Genomic DNA, 6,005 nt, shown 5'->3' on the forward strand with positions numbered 1-6,005 from the left:
CGGCCACGGCGGTCACGGACAGCGTGGTGGCCCCGGCCGGTACGACGGTGACCGGGCACAAGCAGCACGCGGCAGTGCTCACGCCGCGGGCCGGTGAGCGGCCGGCCTGGCGCTGGGAGGGCGGCAACCCGGAGGGCTTCGTCCGGCAGGCCGTGCACGCCTCGCAGCTCGTGCCGCACTGGGCCGCGCACCCGGACGTCGCGGCCCGGCTGGTGGCCGCCGCGCTGGCGCCCGTGCCGGCGCCCGCCTGACCGCAAGGTGACGGAAACGTCGATCAAGGAGCTCGCGTCGGCGGATCAGGCGATCCGGACGCAAACTCCTTGATCGACTACCCGGGCGCACCCCCGGGCGGATCGGGGCGGGTCAGCCGACTATCTGGTCCGAGGGTGGGGTGAACTGGCGGGTCGGCTGACCCTTCAGGGAATCCCGCAGGGTCTGCGCCACCGCGTTCACCGGGATCTGCGACTGCCCGTCACCCACCGCGTTGAACGGATTGTCCGGGTCGGCGATGAAACTCGCCGCCGCGAGCTCCGGCGTGTAGCCGACGAACCACGCCGACCGGGTGCTGTCCGTCGTACCCGTCTTGCCGGCGACCGGCCGGCCCACGGTGCCGCGGACGCTGTCGGCCGTCGACCAGCCGCCGCAGCTCCCCTTCGCCGGGGTGTCGCCGGTCGGGCAGCGCGCCGCGTCCGTGGCGGCCCGGGCCGCGTCCGCGTTCACCACCTGGCGGCACCGCGGCTTGGCGACCTCCCGCTGCACCCCGCCCGGCGTGCTGTACGTGGCCGGTGTGCCGTCCCGGTTCATGATCGCGTTGACCGGGATCGCCTCGCAGTAGCGCCCGTCGGCGGCGATGGCGGCGTACGCGTTCGCCATCTCCAGCGGGGTGGCGTCGGAGACGCCGAGCGTGAACGCGCCCCACTTCTTCGCCTTGCCCGGCGACGCCTGTTCCTTGTCCACGTCGGTACGCCAGCGCAGCCCCAGTTGCTCGGCCAGCCGCACCCCGGCGTCCGCGCCGATCTTCTCCTCCAGCTGGACGAAGTAGGTGTTCACCGACTTGCCGAACCCGGACCACATGGTCTGCCGCCCGGTCATCGCGCCGCTGGCGTTCGACGGGGCCCACCCGTCGTAGACGGCCGACTTGTACGTGTACGGCGAGTCGTACGCGGTGGACAGCGGCATCCCGGCGTTGAGCGCGGCGAGCATCGGGAACATCTTGAACGTCGAACCGGCCTGGTAGCCCGGGAGCGTCCCGCCGCCGAGCAGCGGCGCCACCGTGTTCGGGTAGTTCGCCTTGACCTTCGGTCCGGCCTCCGGGTTCGAGCTGTTCGGGTTCTCGGCCAGGTCCAGCGAGTAGTTCCGGTTCACCGCCATCGCCTTGATCCGCCCGGTGCCGGGCTCGGCGACCACGATGCCGTTGGCGAACGGGCTGCCGGTGTTGTCCTTGGCGCCCACGTTCTTCTCCGCCGCCGCCTGCGTCTTCGGATCGAGCGCGAGCACGATCCGGTAGCCGCCGCGGCGCAGCTTGTCCATCCGTTCCAGCCGGTTCTCGCCGAACGCGGGCTGGGCGCTCCACCAGTTCTTCAGGTAGTCGCAGTAGAAGCCCCAGCTGCGGTGCCCGCCGTCGATCGCGGCGCAGTCGTTCGGCGGGTCGGTCAGCTTCAGCTTGATCGGCTGGCCCTTGGCCGCCGCGGCGGCGTCGGGTGACAGGTAACCGAGGCGGGCCATGTTGTCCAGCACGTAGTTGCGCCGGCCGGTGGCCTCCTTCTGGTCGGAGGTGATCGGGTCGTACTCCGACGGCGACTTCACCAGCCCGGCCAGCGTGGCCGCCTCGACCGGGGTGAGCGTGGCCGGCGTCTTGGAGAAGAAGATCTGCGAGGCGGCGTAGATCCCGTACGCGCGGTGACCGAAGTAGGCCGAGTTGAGGTAGCGCTCCAGGATCTGTTCCTTGGTCAGGTGCTTCTCGATGTCCAGCGCCATGCGCATCTCCTTGACCTTGCGCAGGCTGGTCTGCTGGGTCGCCTCCTGGACCTCCTTGGGCGTGGTCGCGCTGTCCCGCAGCGCCATCCGCACGTACTGCATGGTGATCGTCGAGGCGCCCTGGGAGACGCCGCCGGATCGGGCGTTGGAGACGAAAGCTCGCGCCACGCCCTTCGGGTCGACGCCGTGGTGCTGGTAGAAGCGGTTGTCCTCGGCGGCGACGATCGCCTGCTGGATGTTCGGCGACATGTTCTCGATCTTGGTGTACTGCCGGTACTCCTCGTAGAACATCGTCAGCACCGTCTTGCCGTCCGGCGCGTAGACGTACGAGGTCTCGGCCGGCAGCGCGGTCTTGAGGATGCTCGTCTTCTGTTCGATCGCGTGCGCGGTGGCCTTGGCCCCGATGCCGGTGACGGCGACCAGCGGATACAGGGCGGCGGCGACCACGATGCCGGCGATCAGCCCGGCGCGGAGAAGAGGAACGAGACGGCCAGCGGAAGCAAGGGGACGACTGCTCACGGGGTCAAGCTATGACATTTCCGATTCGGAAATGAGAAGAACTCATAAACCGGCGGACCGTGACGCGACCCACGCCGGGATGCGCTGTCCCGGGCGGCGGCTACCCGGCAGGATCGCGGACATGCCCGCACCATCGACCGGGAGCGCCGCCGCGCTCGACGAGCCCGACTTGGGCCACCACGGGGACGCCGAGGCCACGCCCGGCCTGGTCGACCTGGCGGTCAACGTGCGCCGCGCCCCGATGCCGGACTGGCTGGCCGACCCGGTCACCGCCGCGCTGGGCGACCTGGCCGCGTACCCGGACCCGGCGCCGGCCCGCGCCGCCGTCGCTCACCGGCACGGGCGACCCCCGGAAGAGGTACTCCTCACCGCCGGCGCCGCCGAGGGTTTCGTCCTGATCGCTCGCGCGTTGTCCGGCGTCCGCCACCCCGTCGTGGTGCACCCCCAGTTCACCGAGCCGGAAGCCGCGCTGCGGGCCGCCGGGCACCGGGTGGACCGGGTGCTGCTCGACCCGGCCGACGGCTTCCGCCTGGACCCGGCGAGCGTCCCGGAAGACGCCGACCTGGTCATGATCGGCAACCCCACGAACCCGACCTCCGTGCTGCACCCGGTGGAGGCGATCGCCACGCTGGCCCGCCCCGGACGGGTGCTCGTGGTCGACGAGGCCTTCGCCGACACCACCACCGCGCCGGGCGTCGACGGCGAGCCCGAGTCCCTGGCCGCGCGTCGCGACCTGCCCGGCCTCGTGGTCGTGCGCAGCCTCACCAAGACCTGGGGCCTGGCCGGGCTGCGGATCGGCTACCTGCTCGGCGACCCCGCGCTGCTGGCCCGGTTCGCCGCCGCGCAGCCGCTCTGGGCGGTCTCCACCCCCGCGCTCGCCGCCGCCACCGCCTGCGCCGCGCCGGCCGCCGTCGCCGCCGAACGCGCCATCGCCGCCGAACTCGCCGCCGACCGCGACCACCTGGTGGCCCGCCTGTCCGGCCTGCCCGGGGTACGCGTGGCGGGCCGCCCCGCCGCCGCCTTCGTCCTGATCCACGTGGCCGGCGCCGCCGACGTACGGGAGCGGCTGCGCGCGCACGGCTGGGCGGTACGCCGGGGCGACACGTTCCCCGGGCTCGGCCCGGACTGGCTCCGGATCGCCGTACGCGACAGGGGCACCACAGACGCGTTCATCGAGACGCTGGCACGGATCCTGGAGGCATGATGCTGGAGTCCACAGTCGCGGCGATCCGGCCGCTGGACGAGGCCGCCATGGCGGCGGCCCGCGAGTTGCAGGGGCGGCTGACCAAGCCCGCGGGCTCGCTCGGCGCCCTGGAGCCGCTCTCGGTACGTCTCGCCGGGCTGGCCGGCGCCTGCCCGCCGCCGCTGCCCGAGCCGGCCGCGGTGGCGATCTTCGCCGGTGACCACGGCGTGCACGCCCAGGGCGTGACCCCGTGGCCGCAGGAGGTCACCGCCCAGATGATCGCCAACTTCCTGGCCGGCGGCGCGGTGGTGAACGCGTTCGCCCGCCAGGCCGGCGCCTCGGTCACGGTGGTGGACGTCGGCGTGGCCACCCCGATCCCCGGCGCCGAGTCCGCCGACCCGGCCGGGCCGCGTCTGGTGTCCGCGAACGTCCGCGCCGGCACCCGCGACATGACGGTCACCGCCGCGCTCACCCGGGACGAGGCCCGCACGGCCGTCGAGACCGGTATCCGGGTCGCGGGCGAGCTGATCGACGCCGGGGCGGGCATCCTGCTCACCGGCGACATGGGCATCGGCAACACCACCCCGTCCGCCACGCTCATCGCCGCGTTCTCCGGCGTCGACGCCGAGGCGGCCACCGGCCGGGGCACCGGGGTCGACGACGAGACGTACGCCCGCAAGGTGGCGGTGGTGCGGGCCGCGCTGGCCCGGCACGAGCCCGACCCGGCCGACCCGCTGGGTGTGCTGGCGACCGTCGGCGGGCTGGAGCACGCCGCGCTGACCGGCCTGATCCTCGGCGCCGCCGCGCGCCGGGTGCCGGTGCTGCTCGACGGCGTGATCGCGGTGAGCGCCGCGGTCGCCGCCGCCGCGTTCGCGCCGGACGCGGTGGGCGCCATGGTGGCCGGGCACCGCAGCGCCGAGCCGGGCGCCACGGCGGCGCTGCGGCACCTCGGGCTGGAGCCGCTGATCGACCTGGGGCTGCGGCTCGGCGAGGGCACCGGGGCGCTGCTCGCCCTGCCGGTGGTCACCGGCGCGGTCCGGGTACTGCACGAGGTGGCGACGTTCGACTCCGCCGGGGTGGCGGAGAAGTGACCGGACCGACGTCGCCCAGCCCGTACCCCCTGGGGTTGCGGCTGGACGGGCGGCGCGTGGTCGTCGTGGGCGGGGGAGCGGTCGCCACCCGGCGGGTGCCGGCGCTGCTCGACGCCGGCGCGGACGTCCTGCTGGTCTCGCCCGAACTGACGCCGGCGCTGCGTGCCCACGTCGACGCCGGGCGGCTGCACTGGGAGCCGCGCCGGTTCGCCCCCGGTGACCTGGACGGCGCGTGGCTGGTCCAGGTGGCGGTGGACGACCGGACCGCCGCCGCCGCGGTCAGCGCCGCCGCGGCCGAGCGGCGGATCTTCTGCGTACGCGCCGACGACCGGACGGCGGCGAGCGCGTGGACGCCGGCGGTGACCCGGCACGGCCCGGTGACGGTTGCGGTCCTCGGCGGCGGCGACCCCCGCCGCGCGATGGGCGTCCGCGACGCCGTCCGGGAGTTGCTCGGAAGGAAGGGCCCCCCGTTAACGCCTGCGGTAGAGGAAGGGACCCCTGTTAACACCGGCGGCCGTGTCGCGCTCGTCGGATCCGGTCCGGGCGACCCGGAGCTGATCACCGTGAAGGGATGGCGGCTGCTCACCGAGGCCGAGGTGGTCGTCGCCGACCGGCTCGTGCCCGGACTGCTCCTGGACGAGATGCGCCCCGACGTCGAGCTGGTCGACGCCTCCAAGATCCCGTACGGGCCGTCGCGCGCCCAGGAGGAGATCAACCGGATCCTGGTGGACCGGGCCCGGGCCGGCAAGGTGGTGGTACGGCTCAAGGGCGGCGACCCGTACGTCTTCGGCCGGGGCGGCGAGGAACTGCTGGCCTGCGCCGAGGCGGGCGTACCGGTGACTGTGGTGCCCGGCGTGACCAGCGCGATCGCGGTGCCCGAGGTGGCCGGCGTGCCGGTGACGCACCGGGGCGTGGCGCACGAGTTCACAGTGGTGTCCGGGCACCTCGCGCCCGACGCGCCCGCGTCGCTGGTGCGCTGGGACGCCCTGGCCGGGCTGCGCGGCACGCTGGTGATCCTGATGGGGCTGAAGAACCTCGCCGCGATCGCCGCCACCCTGATCGCGCACGGCAAGCCGGCGGACACCCCGGCAGCGGTGATCCAGGAGGGCACCACGTCGGCCCAGCGCACGCTGCGCTCCACGCTCGGCGCGGTCGCCGCCGACGTCGAGGCCGCCGCCCTGCGCCCACCCGCGATCGTGGTGGTAGGCGACGTGGTGCACGCCCTGACCCCCGCC

4 protein-coding genes and 1 pseudogene are annotated in these 6,005 nt (G+C 74.1%); 4 read left to right on the plus strand and 1 reads right to left on the minus strand.

The genetic code is table 11. The features are described from left to right. Positions 1-251: pseudogene (locus KBX39_RS20460) on the plus strand (cobyrinic acid a,c-diamide synthase); the annotation flags it as partial. Positions 252-363: 112 nt separating this feature from the next. Here KBX39_RS20460 and KBX39_RS20465 read toward each other — a convergent pair. Further along, complete coding sequence (locus tag KBX39_RS20465) at positions 364-2,496, minus strand: transglycosylase domain-containing protein (protein WP_064448656.1); 2,133 nt, start codon at positions 2,494-2,496, stop codon at positions 364-366. 121 nt (positions 2,497-2,617) lie between these two features. Here KBX39_RS20465 and cobC point away from each other — a divergent pair, with 121 nt between their 5' ends. The 3 genes from cobC to cobA form a co-directional block, all read left to right on the plus strand. Continuing rightward, entirely contained in the window at positions 2,618-3,700 is a 1,083-nt protein-coding gene (gene cobC, locus KBX39_RS20470) for an Rv2231c family pyridoxal phosphate-dependent protein CobC (RefSeq protein WP_210872000.1), read from the plus strand. After that, positions 3,700-4,770, plus strand: coding sequence for a nicotinate-nucleotide--dimethylbenzimidazole phosphoribosyltransferase (gene cobT / locus KBX39_RS20475; RefSeq protein WP_064448654.1), 1,071 nt, complete (start codon positions 3,700-3,702; stop codon positions 4,768-4,770). Before cobC ends, cobT begins: the two co-directional genes overlap by 1 nt. Further along, the coding region (gene cobA / locus KBX39_RS20480) for a uroporphyrinogen-III C-methyltransferase (RefSeq protein ID WP_210872002.1) at positions 4,767-6,005 on the plus strand (1,239 nt) is incomplete at its 3' end. The genes cobT and cobA, both read left to right, overlap by 4 nt.

This window comes from Micromonospora sp. D75, from assembly GCF_018070405.1.
GTDB classification, from domain to species: domain Bacteria; phylum Actinomycetota; class Actinomycetes; order Mycobacteriales; family Micromonosporaceae; genus Micromonospora; species Micromonospora chalcea.